The organism is Gemmatimonadota bacterium (assembly GCA_016713785.1).
GTDB lineage: Bacteria > Gemmatimonadota > Gemmatimonadetes > Gemmatimonadales > GWC2-71-9 > JADJOM01.
Map to the genome: position 1 here is coordinate 1 of JADJOM010000003.1, position 19133 is coordinate 19133.

Below are 19133 nucleotides of genomic sequence, written 5' to 3' on the forward strand. Positions count from 1 at the left end.
TCGGGTTGTTGCCGGCGTAGGCGTAGAGATTGACGCCCCCCGCCAGCCCGATGGGATCCTGGGTGAGCAAGATCCTATCGCCCCGGGGCCCCGCCCGGTAGCCCGGCCGTCGGCCCGCCTCTGGCGGGGGGCATGCCCGTGTGCCACCCTCGCTCCTCCCAACCTGGAGCGCCCCATGCACCCGTGGCTCACCCGCTACCTCGACTGGCTCGAGGCCACCAACCATGCTCCCGCGACCCGCCGCAACTGCCGCCGCGCCGTGGAACGCTTTCTCGCCTGGGCCGGGCCCGAGGGCGACCCGCTCCCCGGCCTCCTCCCGGACACCCTCGAGGCCTACCAGTCGGCGCTCGCCCGGGCCTGCCGCCCCGATGGCGCGCCGCTGGGCTGGGGCACCCGGGCCGAGTACCTCGGAGCGCTCCGCGCGTTCCTGCGGTGGGCGGTGGCCCAGGGGCTGCTCGCCGCCGACCCCACGCGCCAGCTCATCCTGCCCCGGCGCCCGGTGCAGCTGCCCCGCGCGGTGCTCTCCCATCGCGAGGCCACGCGAGTGCTCCGCCAGCCCGATGCCACGACCCCGCTCGGACTGCGCGACCGCGCGCTCCTCGAGCTGCTCTATTCGAGCGGCATTCGTCGCGCGGAGGCGGCCGGGATCCGGATCGCGGACCTCGACCCGCCGCGGCGCGTGCTGCTCGTCCGCGCGGGGAAGGGCCAGCGGGACCGCGCGGTGCCGGTCGGCCGCCGGGCGCTGCAGTGGCTGGGACGGTACTTGCGCCGAGCCCGGCCCCGGCTGGCCGGGGCCTCCGATCCGGGATGGCTGTTCCTCTCCACGCGAGGCACCCGCGTCCGCCTCAATCACCTCTCTCCGCGCGGGTGGCCCGATACGTCGCCGGCGCCCGGGTGGGCAAGCCCGGCAGCTGCCACCTCTTCCGCCATTCCATGGCCACCCTCCTGCTCGATGGCGGCGCCGACGTGCGCGACGTGCAGGAGATCCTCGGCCACGCGAACCTTTCCACCACCGCCCGGTACACCCACCTCGCCATCGGGCGCCTGCTGGCCGTGCACGCGCGGGCCCATCCCGCCGAACGGCGCGGCGGCTAGACCGGCGCTACGGCGGATCGAGATGGACCACGAATGGCCCGGCCGTCCGACTGCCTGACCGCACAACCGACGCACCGGTCGCCACACCGGAACGGCTCGACAGGAGCCCTCGTGGACAGCATGTTCTATGATGCCCTCGGGCGCCGGGTGCGGAAGCAGATGGCCGCCGCGGACGAGTACTACGTATACGAGGGCGCCCAGGTCATCTTCGACCTCAACGCCGCGGGAACCGTGCTGCGGGAATACGCCCGGTATCCAGGGGGCGTGGACCAGCTCCTGGCCCTGCGGACCACGACCCCGGTCAGTGATACCCTGGCGGCGATCCTTGACCCGATCAACGGCACCGTGCGCGCCTGGCCCGGCCGGCCGGACCGGCGCCAAGGTGAAGGAGTACGCCGAGGCACCCTGGGGCGACGCGGTCGCGGACACGGGGGTCGTGGTGCGGTACCGCTTCGCGGGGCGGGAGTACGACAGCGAGAGCGGGCTCTACTACATGCGGGCGCGGTACTACGACCCGGCGCTCGGGCGGTGGATCAGCGAGGACCCGATCGGGGTCGAGGGGGGCCACAACCTGTTCGGGTACTCGGGCAACGATCCGGTCAATGTAGTGGATCCGTGGGGATTGGATCCGTTGTGCGGGGAGGGCTGGGTTCAGATCGTGACCCGTGGCGTAGACGAGAATGGTGTCCCGACTTGAGATTTGAAGTGTGAAAAAGCGGGAGGAGCAGGAAACGGCGGCTTCATCGGTCCAGGTACGGGTCGCAACGCGCCTCCGGGGTCGTCATTTCCTCACCGGCCTGCAGGTCCAAGAGGCAGGGGGGCAGGCGGGCCTCGGGGGACTACGACAGAGCGGGATGGCTCCGGCCCACGCACTTCCACTCTCCGCGAGTGTGCCGCGAGGGGCCGCGAGTACTACCGCGACGGGCTGGGTAACCTGGCCGGAAGGGCGGCGAGAGGTGTCATGGCGCTTGGCCGAGTCTATGCAACGGGTTCGATCCTGGGGCGGCGCCTTCCGTTCACTAGCCTAACTCAGCTGGCGTCCCGGGCCCCAGAGGTATGGGAGGTATGGCCACATCCGACATCTCCTATGGCAGGCTCGCTCGCCCTCGCTCCCAACCTCGCGGCGGTAGGGGCACAGGTGCTCAATACCGTAGGTGTCCTCGGGTGGGGCTTGACGGGGGGCGAGTGGGTCGGAACAGCAGCAATGTGCGCCTATAACTCCTCATGGTACGACTATTACTAGCATGCAGTGCCGTGCGATGGGTACGATGCCGCGCGATCTCAGTGCGCGGCAGCAATGATGAGGGATGTCATGGTGCTTGAGCGGAAGGGCGTGTCGCTATGGAGAAGGCTCAATCAGCCCCTCTCCGAACGGCACATGACTGCCATTGGAACATTGGGCTTCCTTGCTTTCGGCCTCAGCGGGCTCCTGAGTATGGTGGAGGGTGCACCATTCTCTGGAGAAAGAGCGCTCAGTCTGGTGGTGGGGATAGTCATGGGCGTCCACTGGCTTGGCTCGGCCCGTCGTACGAAGTCGTCCGGTGGAACTTCGTAGCACCATCCCCACAGGCGCGGTAGTTGACCGGCCCGCTTTGTCTGGTCCATTTGCTGCCAACGGTGATGGGGGCGAAGGATGCGGGCGTTTGTGCCGATGGGAAATGGCGCAGGCCTTGTCGTAATGGAAGAGGGCACTATGCCACCTGACGGCACGGAGACTGAAGTCGATTTCTGGACGTTTCTGCTGCTTTACGTCCTACTTGTCTCTGTTGGCGTAGCCCTCGCGCTCGCGGGCTCTAGGTGCTTATACCTTGATGGTACCTCAATTGTGGTCGCGTACTGCGGCGCGGTCTTCCTCTTTGCGGCGATTGAACGGCCCAGGGTGCTCTTCGTTGTTGTCCGGAGCATCGGGTGGTTCGCCTTGCTTCCGAGGCCGCTCATCAAGGCCCTCCTCATGATCTCCGGGGTGTTGCTGCTATTCGGAGCGCTCACGGGCAAGTTCCACTAACGTTGCCTTGAGGCCCGGTGACACGAGCTCGGTCGGCGCGGGGAGACCCGCTCCGTGGCGGCTGCGGCCGGCGTCGCGATCGTCACCGGAACAGACGCCCTTCTGGTCCTCGTCGCGCCCGGCCCGTCCTTCTGGCGTGAGGTGTCCCGATGCGGCGTGCGGAAGGCCCGATCATGAAGTACGCGATGCTCTACGCAACGGGGTCCTCTGTGGTCGCTGCGGTGCAGTACAGCCAGTCCGGCTGGGTACGAGCATCCCCTCCGCACCTCCCGATCGGCGTGACTGTCAGCCTGAACTTTGCTGGGGCGGCGATGGTGGGCCTTCTCGGCGATAGAGTGCGACCGCATGCCACGACGCGCTGGCGGGCCGCCGGGCTCGGCGCCGTGGTGTCGCTGCCGGTATTCCCCTGGTCTATCTGACCGCCATGCCGGGGAGCATGACCCTGCGGCAGATCGTGATCGCCGTGGCGCTGTGCGGAGTGGTGGGAGCCATGTTTGGTGCGGCCGGATGGCTGCCAGACGAGTAGCTCCTCGTGGCCGGGTGGGCGTCACGCCCCGATGAAGGGCGGGCCGCCGGGATGCTGGGGGCTGAGTGCGCCAGACGTCCCCTTCGTCGGCTCGGTGAGCCGGGCTTTCTGGGGGGGCTCTCGTGGGCCAGGCGATGTCTCGGTGAATGGTCAGCGATCGAGCACTGCGCCCGGTCAGCCGGTGCGCACCCACGGAGGAGGCATACGGCATGGCGTTCCCGAACCGCGCCTGCCTGCGCGTGACCGCGCTCCTTGCTGGGGGTGCAGGCACCTTCGCGTGTGGTGGCGCCACCACGAACGGCGCCGCGCAGTTCCAGGGGGCGATGCCGCAGGACTCAGCGGCCCTGGTGCGCGCCGGCCAGCGCGCGCTCGAGTCCACGCTGCCAAAGTCCGAGCGGCCGATGCTCGAGGTGGCCAGCTTTGTTCGGGATGCGGCGGGTGTGGTCGTCTCCTTTCTTCCCAAGCCATTGGCGCCGGGCGGAGGGGGTGTCGTCAGGGTATTCAAGGACGGACGCATCGTTGTGCTCGAACGCTGGGAGTAGTCGTGGCGCCTGGCGCGGCGCCCGGCGGTGATCCTCGGGCGGGAGTCGCAATGGCGACGGGCGGCAACATCACATGCGGTGGTCGTCGGTCCGCTGGCGGCGCTCCGGCTGCGGGCGGCCTTCTCCGACCCCGAGGAACCGTGACCGGGGTCGGGCCCGCCGGGCGGGACCCACGGTCAGGGGTGCTGGGCCCGGCCGCGCGGTAGCCCTGGCTGCCTGGCTCCTACACCTGACGGCGCTCCGGGCTGCGTGGCATGCGCGCATGGCGCCATCTGTGAACTCACACGGTGGTGAGCGTCCCATGAGGCCTGGGGACAGCAGGGAGCGCCGCCGCGTGATCATGCAGCGAGCGAACAGGTGTGCGCACTATTGCGCGGCGGCGTTCCTCCTGAGTCTTGCCGCAACGGGAGGTCGTTCGGAGCAATGGCTGCGTCCTCCCTGATGGACCGTGCTGCTCGGGTACTATGGCGCTGCGCTCGGCCTCGGGCTGCTGATCGGGCAGTTGGGGCCACGGCGCTTGACCTGCCCTCCAATTCCTGGTCCAGGTGTGATGGACGTAGTTTCTACCCACACCCTGGAGGCCTGGTCTCATGGCGAAGCGACGGTACACCTCGGACGACATCATCCACAAGCTACGGGAAGCGGATGTCCTGCTCGGCCAGGGCAAAACGATCACCGAGGCCTGCAAGGTCATCGGCGTCACCGATCACACCTACTTCCGCTGGCGCAAGCAGTACGGGGGCTTGAAGATTGACCAGGCTAAGCGGCTCAAGGAGCTCGAGCTGGAGAATGCCCGCCTCAAACGGGTGGTGGCCGAGCTGACCGTGGACAAGCTGATCCTGAAAGAGGTGGCGGAGGGACAATACTGAGCCCAGCACGGCGGCGGGACGCGGTGGCCGACGTCCGGAGCCGGCTGGGCTACTCCGAGCGGCGGGTCTGCCGGGCGCTGGGCATCGCCCGCTCCTCCATTCGCTACCTGCCCACGCCCCGGGCCGACGACGGCCCGCTCCGAGCGGCCATCGTCCGACTCGCGGCCCAGTACGGCCGCTACGGCTATCGGCGGGTGCAGGCGCTGCTGGCCCTGGAGGGCTGGGTGGTGAGTCTGAGCCGCGTGGAGCGGATCTGGAAGCAGGAGGGGCTCCGCGTCCCTCAGCGCCAGCCCAAGCGGGGCCGGCTCTGGCTCGCGAACGGCTCCTGCGTGCGCCTGCGGCCGGCGCACCGGCACCACGTCTGGTCAGGGACTTCGTCATGGACCGCACCGACGACGGGCGGCCCCTGAAACTCATGGTGGTGCTCGACGAGTGGACCCGGGAGTGCCTGGCGATCCGGGTGGCGCGTCGGCTGCGCGCGCCCCATGTGCTCGAGGTATTCGCCGACCTGATGGAAGTCCACGGGGTGCCCGCCCACCTCCGGTCAGACAACGGGCCCGAGATGGTGGCGACGATCCTGCGGACCTGGCTGGGGCGGGTCGGGGCGGGCACGCTCTACATCACGCCGGGGAGCCCATGGGAGAACGGCTACTGCGAGTCGTTCAACGGCAAGCTGCGGGACGAGCTGCTCAACCGCGAGGTCTTCGCCACGCTGCACGAGGCGCAGGTCCTGGTGGAGCAGTGGCGGGTGCACTACAATCGCGTGCGGCCCCACAGCGCCCTCGGCTATCGTCCCCCAGCCCCGGAGGCCATCCTGCCCAGGCCAACTACAGCAGCCCGCAGGAGCCGCTCACCGCGGCCTAGACTGACTCACCAACTGGACCAGACAAAGCGGGCCGGTCAGCTGGCGAGCAGGCACGCATCGTCTTCAGGTTCGGATGTGACGCCGCCCGGTTGAGCGACGCGTGGCGCGCCGACACGTCGCCGCGAAGGCCGCCGAATGGGACCTTCAGTGCGGTCCTTGAGGCGGAGCTCATTCTGCAGGATGCCGTGAGACTATCGGAGGGGGAGTACCGATCAGTCTTGCTGGAGCGCGCCCGGGCTGCAGGGCTGCCTTGGGCGATGTAGCGCACAGGAAGAGCTGACGAGAGCGAGCATGAGGCGCGCCGGGGGTAGCGCACTCACCCGCGGGGCGACCACCGGCCGCCCCGCGCTGCGTTCCACCTTTCGAGAATGCCCTCAACCGTCTGGTGCGGGTGGCCCAGGGCGCCACGCTGATCGCGCGGTACGCCTACGACGTGCTCGGGCGGCGCATCGCCAAGCGGGTCTACGCCGCCGCCACCGGCGGCACGGTGGGCTTCACCCGGTTCGTGTATCACGGCGGGCAGGTGGCCTTCGAGACCGACTCGGCCGGCAGCACGATCGGCACCCGGTATGTCTGGGGTCCGGGGACGGACAACCCTGGTGGCGTTCCGGACCAGCGCGGCCGCGACCGACCACTACTATGTGGCGACCGACAAGCTGGGCAGCGTCCACCAGATCATCAAGCGGGACGGCACCTGGTCAGGACCTATGGCTACACGCCCTACGGGAGCGTCGCTGCCAATGCGGGGTCGGGGGTGACGCTGCGCTACCGCTGGACCGGCCGGGAGTGGGATGCGGAGACGGGCTGGTACTTCCACCGGGCGCGGTACTACGACCCGGCCAGCGGCGCTTCGTGCAGGAGGACCCGGCCGGGGTGGCGGGGGGTGAGAACCTGTATGCGTACGTGGGGGGGCGGCCGCTGGTGGCCGCGGACCCGTCGGGGCTTGGGCCGGACCCGAAGTTCACGCAGTGGCCCAGCGATTGTTGCGCGGCGAGTCATGCGGGATGGGATGGGTGGTTTGGGATAAGCGGTACCCTGCTTGAAACGACACAGATCTTCGTTGCCGCAACAGGGGAGTATCTCGGGAGCTGGAACATGTCCGTCCGGGCCGCACAACGACGAATGGAGGCGTGGATCGGTGGCGCAGGGCGCGTGCGGTGGTTTGGGCCCCACCGGCGATGAAGGACAGTGTGTGAACGAGCCGACCTGCAATCTCTGGGTGATGAAACTCGTGTCAGAAGGAGTCGATGTCACAATTGTGCGTCTGACACTGGACAACGAACCAGGGTGGAACACTGGAGGCGCTGCGGACCTCTTTGTTGCATACAATCCCAGCCAGTTCAGCGCCCATGCTGTCGCGTTGTTCAACGCAGGTACTCTTACGGCGCCGGTGATCGACATTGCCTCCGTGATCACGCATGAACTCGCGGAAGGCTACTTCTTGTGGATTCGGGGCAGTACCCAGTCATTCGCCTATCAGCAGGGTGTCGACTTCGAGAACCTGGTGCGGAACAGCAATCCAAGCTATTACGGCATTCGCACGCGGCATTAGCACGCCAACGATTGGAGGCACAGTGTTGTCATCAACAGCGGTCACTTGGGAGGCGGTCGCGCTGTGGTGCGCCGTGGCGCTGCCAGGAGCCCGCTCGCGGCTCAACACGAACAGCCTACTGCCGAGCAGTTGATCGAAAGGTCAGAGCGACACCTCCGGGCACTGCAGGACTCAATGCAGGATCCAGCGCCTCTCCTGGGCCTGTGGGAGTGTGTGCTATTCGATCCAGTGGGTGCGCGTCGCGCCGTGTACCGCCTCGAGTTCGTGGAGGATTCGGCGCGTTGGGGCGCTCATGTCGTTCGCATTCACTGTGAGCGGTGCACCCGTGGAGTGTACCGCGTCCTGTGGCCAGCTGCACCACCGGCCACAGGTCTGCGGGCGGACTCAGGAGCGATCGGATGGTTGCTCAAACAAGGGTCGTTCGAGGCTGTGCTTGGTGTGCCGCCATCAGGGGGGGTCATCCTGAGCGGGACGATGGGTTCGCAGAGCGCACATGGTTCCTGGCGGACGACGCATGAATGGTCGCCGAATCAGGAAGGGACCTTTGAGTTGCGGCGCGTCGATAAGTCATGGGAATAGATGCACAGCTCAACCATCGTTTCGGAAGCCCCTCGTAGCCCCACGCCGGATTGCTCCTTGGTCGCCGCCGAAGGCATCCCGGTTCCGTCGACAGTGCGAGAGGTGGAGTTCCCAGCTTTCCGTGGAGCCTGAGCACTGACTCCTAACCGGCTCGGCGGCGACGCCTGTGAGCGGCTTCGAACTGCTCGGGGCTAACGCCCGCGAGGTGGCTGTGCCGTCGAACGGGGTGGTAGAAGTGATCGATGTCCTCGGCGATGTCCGCCAGGGCGACGTCACGGCTCGGATAGATGCGCTTCTTGATGCGCTCCTTCTTCATGCTGCTGACAAAGGACCCCGCGACCGCGTTGTCCCAGCAATTGCCTTTACGGCTCATGCTCGGTGCGAGCTGGGTGGACTGGCAGAACCGGCGCCAGGCATCGCTGCCCTACTGCGTGCCTTGATCCGAGTGAATGATGGTCCCGCGCGGCCGCCGCTGCTTCACCGCGGCCGCGAGCGCGTTCAGGACCAGCTCGCGGTGGATGGTCGGGCCGGCGGCCCACCCGACGACCTTGCGGGAGAACAGATCGAGCACGACGGCGAGGTACAGCCAGCCCTGCCACGTGCGGATGTACGTGATGTCCGTCGCCCACGCCACGTTGGGCTGCGTAGGCGCGAAGTGCCGCTTGAGCAGGTGCGGCGTGAGGACCGCCGGCTTCCCCACCTCCCAACGACGCGTGCGATGGCCATGCAGGGCGCGCAGTCCGTTCTCGCGCATCAGGCGAGCGACCCGGTGCTTGCTGCAGATCTCCCCGGCCTCCCGCAGGTCGAGGAACACGCGGGGCGCGCCGTAGATGCCCTGGCTTGCCGTGAAGGAGGCGCGAATCAGGCGCAGGAGCCGCGCGTCCTCGATGGCGCGCTTCGACTGCGGGCACTTGAGCCACTGGTAGTAGCCACTGGGTGCGACGGCCCGCTCCCGACACATCACCTGAATCGGGAACTGCTGCCGGTGGGCCTTGATGAACTCGTACTTCCGCCGGACGCGGACTCCCTTGGGCGTCGCTGGCATGGCATTCCCTCGCATTGAGGTGCTCGAGGTTAGCACTCTCCACGAACGGCTGGCAACTCCACTCTGGGAGTCTTCTCTCTTGGACCACCGATGTGTATGTCAATGGGGAATACTGGTATACGGTGGGCGCTCCGAGGAGTTGGGTGGCCAAGTACCGACCGGACTACGGGGCCTAACTGAACGCCTTCATCGCAAAGCGTGAACGCGATAGGGGGAGCCTCGACGAACTGACGGTGAACGGCACGCGGGTCGGTACTGTGGGAGATGCCCTGGCCGATGCGAAAGCACTTACGATCGAGCAGTGCGCCGCTGCTACTGCGCTCCAACTGAAGAAGGACGACATGCGCGAACCGCTTCGTGATCGCCTCAATAGCGGCTACTGCGGTATTGGCAATGCAGCAACGGCCATGTATGGAAGTGCGGCGCACGGCACCGTCTGGGCCGCAACATTCGGCCCTTGGACGATTCTGACCGCCGAGCTATTCCGCAGAGGGCCGTTGGGGAACATCGTTGTTCACGAGTCCATTCACTTCTTCCATCCGGACTGGAATGAGGGAAAGGTATGCTGGGAGACAAATCGGCATGCAATCGGTCGAGTATCGTGCAACTGACCACGAAAACATTGTGCGGATGGTGGCTCGTGCTGGGCCTGGGTACGCTGATCGCCACCACTGGTGCGGCCCGGGGGGCAGTACGGTGCGACAACGTCACCATCAAGCGCGATGCGCTGTGGACACTGCCCGATTCTCTGGACCCTTACGGGAATGGGCTGCCAGAGGCTCTCATCGACGCGTGGCGGGAAGAAGCGCGCCGCGGCACCTCGTCCTCGGGGACAACTGTCCCTGCAGTCGTGGAGGAGCGCTGGGCGAGGGACTCTACCAGCACCAAGTATGCGATCGCCTTCCTGGTGGCTGAGGGCGGCTACTCCGGATTGTCGACGGCTCGGGAGGCGCACGCATTCGCAGTGCACTACAAGGCCATGTCAGGCGACCCTGCGCCATTGCTGTTGATCCTACAACGCCCCTCACGGATGACAGGGTCAGCATGGCGCCAGGTGCCGCGCGTGGGCCGCTGGCCGCCGAGCAGGCACGCATCGTCTTCAGGTGCGGATGTGACGCCGCCTGGTTGATCGACGCGTGGCGCGCCGACACGTCGCCGCGAAGGCCGCCGAATGGGACCTTCAGTGCGGTCCTTGAGGCGGAGCTCATTCTGCAGGATGCCGTGAGACTATCGGAGGGGGAGTACCGATCAGTCTTGCTGGAGCGCGCCCGGGCTGCAGGGCTGCCTTGGGCGATGTAGCGCACAGGAAGAGCTGACGAGAGCGAGCATGAGGCGCGCCGGGGTAGCGCACTCCACCCGCGGGGCGACCACCGGCCGCCCCGCGCTGCGTTCCGCCTTTCGAGAATGCCCTCAACCGTCTGGTGCGGGTGGCCCAGGGCGCCACGCTGATCGCGCGGTACGCCTACGACGTGCTCGGGCGGCGCATCGCCAAGCGGGTCTACGCCGCCGCCACCGGCGGCACGGTGGGCTTCACCCGGTTCGTGTATCACGGCGGGCAGGTGGCCTTCGAGACCGACTCGGCCGGCAGCACGATCGGCACCCGGTATGTCTGGGGTCCGGGGACGGACAACCTGGTGGCGTTCCGGACCACCGCGGCCGCGACCGACCACTACTATGTGGCGACCGACAAGCTGGGCAGCGTCCACCAGATCATCAAGCGGGACGGCACCTGGGTCAGGACCTATGGCTACACGCCCTACGGGAGCGTCGCTGCCAATGCGGGGTCGGGGGTGACGCTGCGCTACCGCTGGACCGGCCGGGAGTGGGATGCGGAGACGGGCTGGTACTTCCACCGGGCGCGGTACTACGACCCGGGCCAGCGGCGCTTCGTGCAGGAGGACCCGGCCGGGGTGGCGGGGGGGTGAGAACCTGTATGCGTACGTGGGGGGGCGGCCGCTGGTGGCCCGCGACCCGACCGGGCTCGCGCCCGACTGGGAGCACTTCCGGAGCATTGCGCCACCGGAATGCTGTCACGTCGGCTACGAGGCCTGGACCAGCGACTTCAACAACGATGGCCTGGATGACCTCGATGCGCTTCTCTTCTATGTCTGGACGCAGAAGTGCAACCGTGTTGGAGGTTGCGCGATTGAATTCGAAGGGCCACGGGCTACCGAACTGAAGTCAGCCTACGAGCGCGCCAAGCATGTGCTCGAGTTGGCCGCCAACAGTGGCGGGGAGTTGGCGGAGTCGGCGAGGAGTTCCTTGAGTACCTTGCGGCGTACGAGAGCATGGGCCTGCGAGTAGTCGATGATCCAGTCACGGCGTGGGACGCTGGGACGACGCGGAATGGGATAAGCTACATTGATGTCGGGTTTCACGAGCGCCATCCGGACGCATTCTACCTGCCACTCACGATCGTCCACGAGCTCGGCCACCAAAATACACAGCGCTCTGGGTTCTTCGGACTCTCGGAGACGTTGGCCCTCGGCTCGGAGAACGTGATTCGGGAGTTTCTGGGCTGGCCCGCAAGGGCCGACCACTCACACCACCCTATCTTTCCACGCCGGATGACTCCGTGAGCGATGTCGTGAAATGGGCCTGCCTTGCCTGCGCCATGTTGCTTCACACGAGCTGCATACAGGCCCAATCCAACACCGAGGTGGCGAGCTCCAGTTGGATTGCCGAGGCGATGCAAGCATGTTCACCGCTCCCACGGTATCCCGGAGGCGGCACCGGCCCGTTCATGATGTGCCAGAACGCCCGGGGGGATTCAACATTGCGGGTAGTCCTGAATGGTCGTGGTGAGAAGGTATTTGTTGGTGTGACGTGGCACCTCTCCGCGGAGGGGCTGCGCGCCAGATTCTCCGCGCTTCGCGGGAGCTTGAGTCGGGAATTCGGCCCCCCGTACCGCTTCTGCGAGGATCCAACCATTGCTACAGGTCATGAATGGGCTGCGCGTGACACCCGGTTTCAGCTGGCGGTACTCCCGCCAGACACGCTCTACTTGGCCGCTATTGCGGGGCCCTCCCGCTGCGCTGAGAAGTCCGAATGACCGTTCACACCTTCCATTCGGAGTGGACCGAGGCATAGGTATTCTGAGAGATGAATCGGCATGTACTCGGTCGAGTATCGTGCAACTGACCCTGCCCCGATTTGGTGGACACCTACCTGAGCCTCCATTATGGAGGCAGGAGGTGTCCTATGAAGAAGCGAGCCCGACCGTCGTTCAGCCCTGACTTCAAGCTGGAAGCGGTCCGCTTGGTCGTCGAGGGCAGGCGACCCTTGAGCCAGGTGGCACGGGAGTTGGATCTGCGGCCCGAGCAGCTGCGGGGCTGGAAGCAGCAGCTCCAGGCCCGCGGAGACGTCGCCCGCCCCGTCTCGACCCTGAGCCTTGAGGAGGAGAATCGTCGGCTCAAGCGCGAGCTCGAGGTGGCTCGGATGGAGCGCGACTTCGCAAAAAAGCAGCGGCGTTCTTCGCGAAAGACCTGCGCGGCGGTTCGCGATGATCGCCCAGCACCGAGACGCGTATCCGCTGCGCCTGATGTGTCGGGTCCTGGCCGTGACCCCGTCCGGCTTCTACGCGTGGCAGCGCCGCGACCCCAGCGCCCGCTACCAAGACGATACCCTGCTGGGAGTCCAGATCGCCGCCTTCCACCGCCGGAGTCGGCGCCGCTACGGCAGTCCTCGGATCTGGAAGGATCTGCGCGAGGAAGCGGGCCGCCGGGTCAGCCGGAAGCGGGTCGCCCGGGTGATGCGCGAGGCCGGGTTGGTGGGGACGCCCCGGCGGCGCTTCCGGGTCACCACCCAGGCCGATCCGCGGCAGGCGCCCGCCCCCAACCAGCTGGCCCGCCAGTTTACGGTGTCGCAGCCCAACCGGGTCTGGGCGGCCGACGTCACGTACCTCGCGACGGCGGCGGGGTGGTGCTATCTCGCCGTGGTCCTCGATCTCTGCTCGCGGCAGGTGGTGGGTTGGGCGCTCAGTGCCCGCCTGGATCGGCAGCTCGCCCTCACCGCCCCTGGGCCGCGCGCTGGCCCGGCGTCGCCCGCCGTGGGGGCTGCTGCATCACTCGGATCGGGGAAGGAGTACACCAGCCGCGACTACCAAGCCCAGCTGGCTCAGGGGGGCATCGCCTGCAGCATGAGCCGGCGGGGCGATTGCTGGGACAACGCCGTGGTGGAGAGCTTCTTCGCCACGCTCAAACGCGAACTGGTGGCGGACGCCTGCTGGCCCACCCTCGCGGAGGCCACGACCGACCTGGCGCAGTACCTCGATGGCTGGTATAACGTCCACCGGCGGCACTCGACCCTGGGCTATCTCAGCCCGGCCGCCTACGAAGCGCGGCTGACCGCAGCCGCCTAACCTAGGTGTCCACGAAATCGGGGCAAGCCCAGGTCCGCGGGCAGCGGCATCGATTCCGTGACCGACCCCCAGGTGTGAAGCGGCACTACCGCTACGATGCCCGGGGGCTCACGGTGGGCGAGGTCGATGACGCATCCCAGACCAAGCGCGCCTTCTACTCTGTGGGCGGGCTCCTCGACTCGCTCCGCATGCGCAATGGCCTCACCACGCGGTTTCGGTATGACGCCTTCGGGCGGCGCACGGCCATGATCTACCCGAAGCGCGTGTTCCAGCTGCAGGAGCGGCCGGAGACGCCGGTTGAGTGGCAGATCCCCGGATGCTGCATTCGGGTCGACACCATTCCCGATGACAGCGTGAGCTACAGCTACGACCTGCTCGGCCGGATCACCCGCACCGCCAACCGATGGGGCGTGATCCGGAGCAGCTATTTGGCGGATGGCGCGCTGGAGACCCGGGTCACGGACCTCAACACGCTCGACGGCTCCGGCAACCAGATACACGCCATCCTCGACTCCCTCAGGTATGTGTATGACAGCGCGGGCGCGCGGACCAAGCTCATCATGGCGGGCGAGACGGGCCTGTACAATGCCCTGGCAGGACTCGGTGCTCTACCGGTACAACGCCCAGGGCGACCTCGATACCCTCCGGGCCTGCTTCGGCAAGGCGGACAACTGGCAGGCAGGGCTGGTGATGCCACCCTGCCGGGCCTTCCGGTTCACCTGGGACAGCCTTGGCCGGCGCAAGACGATCACCTACCCCAACAGCGCCGTGGTGACGTCCACGTATGACCTGCAGGACGTGCTGGTGACCGTGGCCGGCGTCAAGACCGTCTACGAGCCGCCCACCGGAAAGAGCGACCGGTTCGACTTCAGCTACGGCGTGGGGTACGTGAACGCGGTGGGGCGGATCTGGTCCCAGAGCTACGCCTGCAACGACTGGACCCAGCAGGATCTGCCCGGCCTCCCCTGCGGCAAGGGGGGGGCCACCCGCCAGGTCACGAACGTCTACAATATCCGGGGCGAGCTGCTGCGTCAGACCACCCTGGAGGGCAGCACCTTCTACGGCGATACGACGCGGCATGACATCGGTGGCAACATGGACCGTCGGGCCCGCTGGGATGGGGGAACCCTGCAGCAGTACACAGTCGACAATTTCTCGACCGCGGGGGGCCTCGAACCGCCTGCAGGCCAGCAGCCGGAGCGACACCTATACGCCCTTCGACCTGGCCTACGAGTATGATGCCGACGGCGCGCGGATCGCCCAGCGCCCGACGCCGGTCACGGCCGCCACGGTCGACCAGGACCGGCGCTGGTTCTATGATGCGATGGGCCGGCAGGCGGGGTACAAGTACGTCGAGTGGTCCCAGGGCGAGGCGCGGTTGCGCTCGGAACCCCGCAACGGCTGCCAGTATGATCCGGAGGGCCAGGTGTTCCGGCCCTGCAACTACGGGGGAACCTGCTGGCCTATGAGGGCGTCAACGTCTCCCGGTTCGCCAACGAGACCTACCGCTTCATCCACGGGGGCGGCACGGACGACCTGCTGATGGCGCGCTACTCCTATGGTAGTGCGGTCGAGGAGATCTACTTCGTCACGGACGGGCAGGGCCGCGAGCTGGCCGCCGCGGACTTCGATGGCAGCCGGAATCAGGCGGTCTGGGGGGATGGCGGCCATCGGGAGGCGGGCACCACCACCAATGGCTCATCCTTCGATGCCACCCGGATGGGCAATGCCGACCAGCCGGGGGTGTCCCTCTTCCGGAATCGCAGCTACGACGCCAACTCGGGACGCTGGCTGCAGGAAGACCCCATCGGGATTGCGGGGGGTGTGAATCTGTACCAGTTTAATGGGAACAACCCGGTAGCCTATACCGATCCGTTCGGATTGTGTCCCAAGCAAGACCTGCTCTGCCAGGTCTTCGTTTCAGGTGCCCAAGCCCTAGGCGGCGCAGCCGGGTTCTTCGGAGGGCTTGCCGAGGGCGGTCTGGAGGGCCTCGCCTGCGGGCCTGCTGCACCTGCCTGCTCACCCGCCTTGGCGCTAACGAACGCTGTCGCCGGCGCCATCGCAATTGGGACGGCGGCTGGTAAGGCCGCCGATGCAATCATGAGCGGTACCGAGCCGCTTCAGATGGCGAGGGCAGGCCGTGGCGGCGGCAACTCAGCTGAAAACCGGGCATCAAATCAGATCAAGAAGGAGTATAGGTTTACACCCGAAGGCGAGAACGCTTTCCACACAGAAATCGGCCGCCTCAAGAAATTCTACGATGTCAAGTCACTCACCGAGGAGCAGTTGCGTGAGGCGGCCGACATCGTCCGGCAGAATGCCAAGTACATCAGGCCACCGGAGTAAGAAATGCTGAACACCCGCGAGGCACTCTCCGCAGCCCTTCAGGGGCTAGTTGGCCAGCCGTGCACCGCCGTCAGCAACCCAATTGGTTCGACAATCGTGATCGACATTGGTGACATGAGGCACGTCGATGACGCGTCGGCTGGGCACCTACAGGGATGGCGGAGGATAACGATTGGTAGTCCCTGGCGCCTCCAGACAGTTCACAGGGTAATCTGCGATTGGAACAGTGACAGCTCGCCGGACGGTGAGCTGATCGCCTCGCTGGCTGCTCTCGTAGGCGTACGGCTCGATGCTATTAGCATATCTGGGCCAGCATGGGACATGGTCACTCACTGGTCAAATGGCTATCAGCTTGTTGTTTTCAGCGACTCGGATGACTTGCGTGAGTACTCGTGGTTCATTCTCGGCGCCGATGGCCTAGAGATCACGGTGAGCCCCAAGGCCGCCGGCGACGACACCTGGCGCATCAAACAGCCAGGAGGCCGCTCCTGACCAGCCGCGGACGAGCACGAGGCCCCTGCAGGAACCGGGTGACGGCGCACCCGGCGCGATCGCGTGTCACGTGGGACGCGGCGCGCGAGGCGCCCGTCATTCGGATTGTCGGATCCGCGCCGGGTAGCTGCCCGGGCAGAGTGGAAAGTGAGCCCGCCCGCGATCAGGTGTTTCTCCGGAGGCCGCGCCGCAGCACGCCTCGGCTCACAACACGGATCCGCGCCGGGCCCGAGGCACACGATGAAGCCGAGTACGTCGATTGTCAAAGAGCGCCTGCCAGCTGACGGGCCCCGCGTAGCTCGATCCTAGCCCAACTCGGAGGCGTGGCCCGCTGACGCGGGCGACCCTCGACACCCCATTATCGGAGACTCGAGCGGACCCTCGGCCAGGGGAGCCGTGTAAAATGGGAGGCCAGCCCAATGGGCTGCCTCAAGCGAACAAGGGCTCCTTCGTCCCGGCCGGCCAGCCGTCCAGCATAGCGACTCAGGCCGAGACTGCTTGCCGCGCCGGCCGCTCACGCCACACCGGCGGCTCGGCCGTGAAGACCCGCCGGTCGCGCGCCACGCTGTAGAGGAGCCGAAGCCCCGAGCGCATCACCGCCACCACGGCCTTCATCTTCTGGCCGCCATTGCGCTGGCACAGCGCCTCGTACTCGGCCCGGAACAGGCCGTCCTTGGTGATACTCCGGACCGCGAACATGTACGCCGCTTGGCGGAGCAGCGGCCGGCCCCGCCTGGAGATCCGCTTGGTGCCGCGGAGTATCCCGCTGGAGCGCTCGATCAAGGAGAGCCCGGCCACCCGGAGGATCTGGCCGCTCGACTCGTAGGCCCGGGGATCGCCGATCGAGCCGAGGAAGACGGCCGCGGTAACCGGGGCGACCTTGGGGATGCTCAGGAGGTAGGGCGTCTCGGGCACCCCTTGCAGGGCGTCGACCATCGCCGTCTCCAGGCTCTTGATCTGAGTCTCGAAGAGCGCCAGCCGCTCGAGGACCAGGCCGATCTCCCTGACGCAGCCGACCCTGCGCTCCGGGCAACCCCAAGGTGGCCTTCGCAGCGACGATCAGCCGCTCGTAGGTTTCGGCGCCCAGATGGCCGCGACTGGCCGAGTGCAGCACCCGGAGTACCTTGGCTTTCGGGGCCTTGAGGAGATCCTCCGGTGTCGGGAACGCCCGGAGGATGGCGAAGGGCGTCTTCTTCGTGAGCAGCGGAAAGATCGCCTCGAACTCCGGGAACACGACCTGCAAGAGGCTCCGCAGCTGGGTCATCGCCCCGCGGCGGAGCAGCGACAGCCGCTCCCGCGCCGCCACCAGGTAGCGGAGATCGGCGTAGGCCGGGGCCAGGAAGGGGAAGCGGACGAAATGCCCCTGCGCGAGGAGATCGGTGATGGTGCCGGCGTCCTTGGCGTCAGTCTTCAAGGGCTGGTTATGGGCGACGTCCTTCCAGCGCTTGGTGTGGGCGGGCAGCACGCTCACCACGGGAACGCCGAGCTGGGCCAGGAAGTGGGCGAAGGTGAAGCCGTAATTGCCGGCGAACTCGATCCCGACGAGGATCGTGGAAGGCGTGGCACTGGGGGCTTGCTGGCTGAGGAACGCCACCGCCGCCTCAAACCCCTGGCGGGTGGTGGGAAAGCTGAACGGCTTGCAGTCTGCCTGGCCCTTGGGCCGGACGACCAAGGTGTGAGAGAACTTGCCGGCATCGACGCCGACCACGGCGGCGGCCGTCTGGGCGCGCTCGCGCCGGGGGAAGGAGATCATGGGAGCACTCCGGGTTAGGGGTGCTCCGAGGGTGCGCCGGCCGGGGCCGGCGGGCTAGGAGCTGGTGGTCACCCTCCACCCCCATCGGGCAATAGGGGTGTCACGTTCACGGATCCTTTTGGATTGAAGGCCGATACCGTTGAGATCGGATGCCGATCTGTCGAGGGGCTTGAGGGAGCAGCACAGCACTGCGCGGTGCGTGTGCACAATGAGAAAGTTGACAAGACATTCGAGCTTCTCAACGTGGGTGGACGAAACGTCATCGGTACTGCCCCAGCTGATCAAGTGGCAAGGTATGCCGGGAGCTGGGTCGTTTCGGAGGCCCCAGACGGCATGACCTCTCAGCAGTACGATAACGCCGTGTTGAGCAATGCGTCCACCATCGCGGTCGAGAGAAACGGGGCGAGGTACAGCCCCTTTGGAGGATCCAACTCGAATCGCTATGTGTACGACGTAGTCACGAGCAGCGGCGGGCAAGTGCCCGCTGGGGCGCTCTCCGGACGGACAGGGGTCGCGCCTGGTCTTTGTGGTGGGGTCGGGCTGATGACTGGGGGCAACTGCTCAGTCCGCCACTAGGTCTACTCCGAGCGCGAGAGGTCGACATGTATTCGCCGGGGAAAGCAGGGTTCCGCGGAGCACTCGCTGGAGCCACCGCTGGGGTGCTCCTCCTCAGCCTCTTCTTGGGGTGGACCCGTTCCTCCCCGAGTGCCCACGAGGGCGCCTACGATGCCATCACCGTTACTGCGTACGTGCTCGGCTTCCCGGTGAGCTTCGGACTCGACCGACTCCTCGCCGCAATCGAAGCCGTAGGGCCCAAGTACATCATGTCGACCCTGGCGGTCTCGCTATTGAGCCTGCCGCTGAATTGGTGCTTGGTCGGCTTCCTGGTGGCGATCGTCCGGGGCCCAGACGGCAGACGTACTCGCGCCTGAATAGTGGACCGTTCGACCTCCAGGAGCACCTCCGGGTTGTCGGGCCTCGCCCTGGCCGGGCGGCCGAGTCTAGCGTCGCGTGCTCGCCGAGTGAGTGCAGGGGCGGCGGGCCCGGGCTGGTTAAGGGCCTTTGGGGCCGGTGCGCATGGCGGGCCTCGCCGCGAACGAAAGA

At 66.8% G+C, this 19133-nt stretch carries 15 protein-coding genes and 4 pseudogenes; 16 read left to right on the plus strand and 3 right to left on the minus strand.

The features are described 5' to 3' along the window. The first annotated feature begins 175 nt into the window (after positions 1–175). The 8 genes and pseudogenes from IPJ95_07650 to IPJ95_07685 all read left to right on the plus strand — a co-directional run bounded on the left by IPJ95_07650 (position 176) and on the right by IPJ95_07685 (position 7454). Positions 176–1153 carry a tyrosine-type recombinase/integrase gene (locus IPJ95_07650; GenBank protein MBK7923495.1) on the plus strand — a complete coding sequence of 326 codons (978 nt, stop codon included), beginning with the start codon at positions 176–178 and terminating at the stop codon, positions 1151–1153. A 69-nt stretch (positions 1154–1222) separates the two neighbouring features. Beyond that, on the plus strand, positions 1223–1792 hold the full coding sequence (locus IPJ95_07655) for an RHS repeat-associated core domain-containing protein (protein ID MBK7923496.1): 570 nt from the start codon (positions 1223–1225) through the stop codon (positions 1790–1792). Positions 1793–2788: 996 nt separating this feature from the next. Continuing rightward, a complete protein-coding gene (locus tag IPJ95_07660) occupies positions 2789–3100 on the plus strand; it encodes a hypothetical protein (protein ID MBK7923497.1) in 312 nt (103 codons plus the stop codon). Between the two features lie 173 nt (positions 3101–3273). Beyond that, positions 3274–3519 (plus strand): hypothetical protein, encoded by a 246-nt coding sequence (locus IPJ95_07665; GenBank protein ID MBK7923498.1) that lies wholly within the window; start codon positions 3274–3276, stop codon positions 3517–3519. A gap of 316 nt (positions 3520–3835) precedes the next feature. Further along, positions 3836–4168, plus strand: coding sequence for a hypothetical protein (locus tag IPJ95_07670; GenBank protein MBK7923499.1), 333 nt, complete (start codon positions 3836–3838; stop codon positions 4166–4168). Between the two features lie 590 nt (positions 4169–4758). After that, a pseudogene (locus tag IPJ95_07675) lies at positions 4759–5869 on the plus strand (IS3 family transposase). Positions 5870–6287: 418 nt separating this feature from the next. Then, complete coding sequence (locus tag IPJ95_07680; GenBank protein ID MBK7923500.1) at positions 6288–6929, plus strand: hypothetical protein; 642 nt, start codon at positions 6288–6290, stop codon at positions 6927–6929. A 165-nt stretch (positions 6930–7094) separates the two neighbouring features. Continuing rightward, positions 7095–7454 carry a hypothetical protein gene (locus tag IPJ95_07685; protein MBK7923501.1) on the plus strand — a complete coding sequence of 120 codons (360 nt, stop codon included), beginning with the start codon at positions 7095–7097 and terminating at the stop codon, positions 7452–7454. Between the two features lie 721 nt (positions 7455–8175). On the opposite strand, the pseudogene IPJ95_07690 reads toward IPJ95_07685, so the two are convergent. Further along, a pseudogene (locus IPJ95_07690) lies at positions 8176–9078 on the minus strand (IS3 family transposase). A gap of 233 nt (positions 9079–9311) precedes the next feature. Here IPJ95_07690 and IPJ95_07695 point away from each other — a divergent pair. The 8 genes and pseudogenes from IPJ95_07695 to IPJ95_07730 all read left to right on the plus strand — a co-directional run bounded on the left by IPJ95_07695 (position 9312) and on the right by IPJ95_07730 (position 16276). Then, positions 9312–9689 carry a hypothetical protein gene (locus tag IPJ95_07695; GenBank protein ID MBK7923502.1) on the plus strand — a complete coding sequence of 126 codons (378 nt, stop codon included), beginning with the start codon at positions 9312–9314 and terminating at the stop codon, positions 9687–9689. Between the two features lie 810 nt (positions 9690–10499). After that, a complete protein-coding gene (locus IPJ95_07700; protein MBK7923503.1) occupies positions 10500–11003 on the plus strand; it encodes an RHS repeat-associated core domain-containing protein in 504 nt (167 codons plus the stop codon). Between the two features lie 1276 nt (positions 11004–12279). After that, positions 12280–12504 (plus strand): annotated as a pseudogene (locus tag IPJ95_07705) (transposase). Continuing rightward, positions 12470–13438, plus strand: a complete 969-nt coding sequence (locus IPJ95_07710) for an IS3 family transposase (protein MBK7923504.1) — start codon at positions 12470–12472, stop codon at positions 13436–13438. The pseudogene IPJ95_07705 and the gene IPJ95_07710 overlap by 35 nt, the downstream one beginning before the upstream one ends. Before the next feature lie 74 nt (positions 13439–13512). Then, the gene (locus tag IPJ95_07715) at positions 13513–14226 is read left to right on the plus strand and encodes a hypothetical protein (protein ID MBK7923505.1); all 714 of its coding nucleotides are present in this window, start codon (positions 13513–13515) and stop codon (positions 14224–14226) included. Beyond that, a complete protein-coding gene (locus IPJ95_07720; GenBank protein MBK7923506.1) occupies positions 14210–14677 on the plus strand; it encodes a hypothetical protein in 468 nt (155 codons plus the stop codon). The genes IPJ95_07715 and IPJ95_07720 overlap by 17 nt, the downstream gene beginning before the upstream one ends. A 303-nt stretch (positions 14678–14980) precedes the next feature. Next, on the plus strand, positions 14981–15784 hold the full coding sequence (locus tag IPJ95_07725; protein MBK7923507.1) for an RHS repeat-associated core domain-containing protein: 804 nt from the start codon (positions 14981–14983) through the stop codon (positions 15782–15784). A 3-nt stretch (positions 15785–15787) separates the two neighbouring features. Continuing rightward, positions 15788–16276, plus strand: coding sequence for a hypothetical protein (locus IPJ95_07730; GenBank protein ID MBK7923508.1), 489 nt, complete (start codon positions 15788–15790; stop codon positions 16274–16276). Positions 16277–16759: 483 nt separating this feature from the next. On the opposite strand, the gene IPJ95_07735 is transcribed toward IPJ95_07730, so the two are convergent. Further along, positions 16760–17212: an IS110 family transposase gene (locus tag IPJ95_07735; protein MBK7923509.1), complete on the minus strand. Its 453-nt coding sequence runs from the start codon at positions 17210–17212 to the stop codon at positions 16760–16762. A gap of 289 nt (positions 17213–17501) precedes the next feature. Next, a pseudogene (locus IPJ95_07740) lies at positions 17502–18029 on the minus strand (transposase). Positions 18030–19133: the final 1104 nt, after the last annotated feature.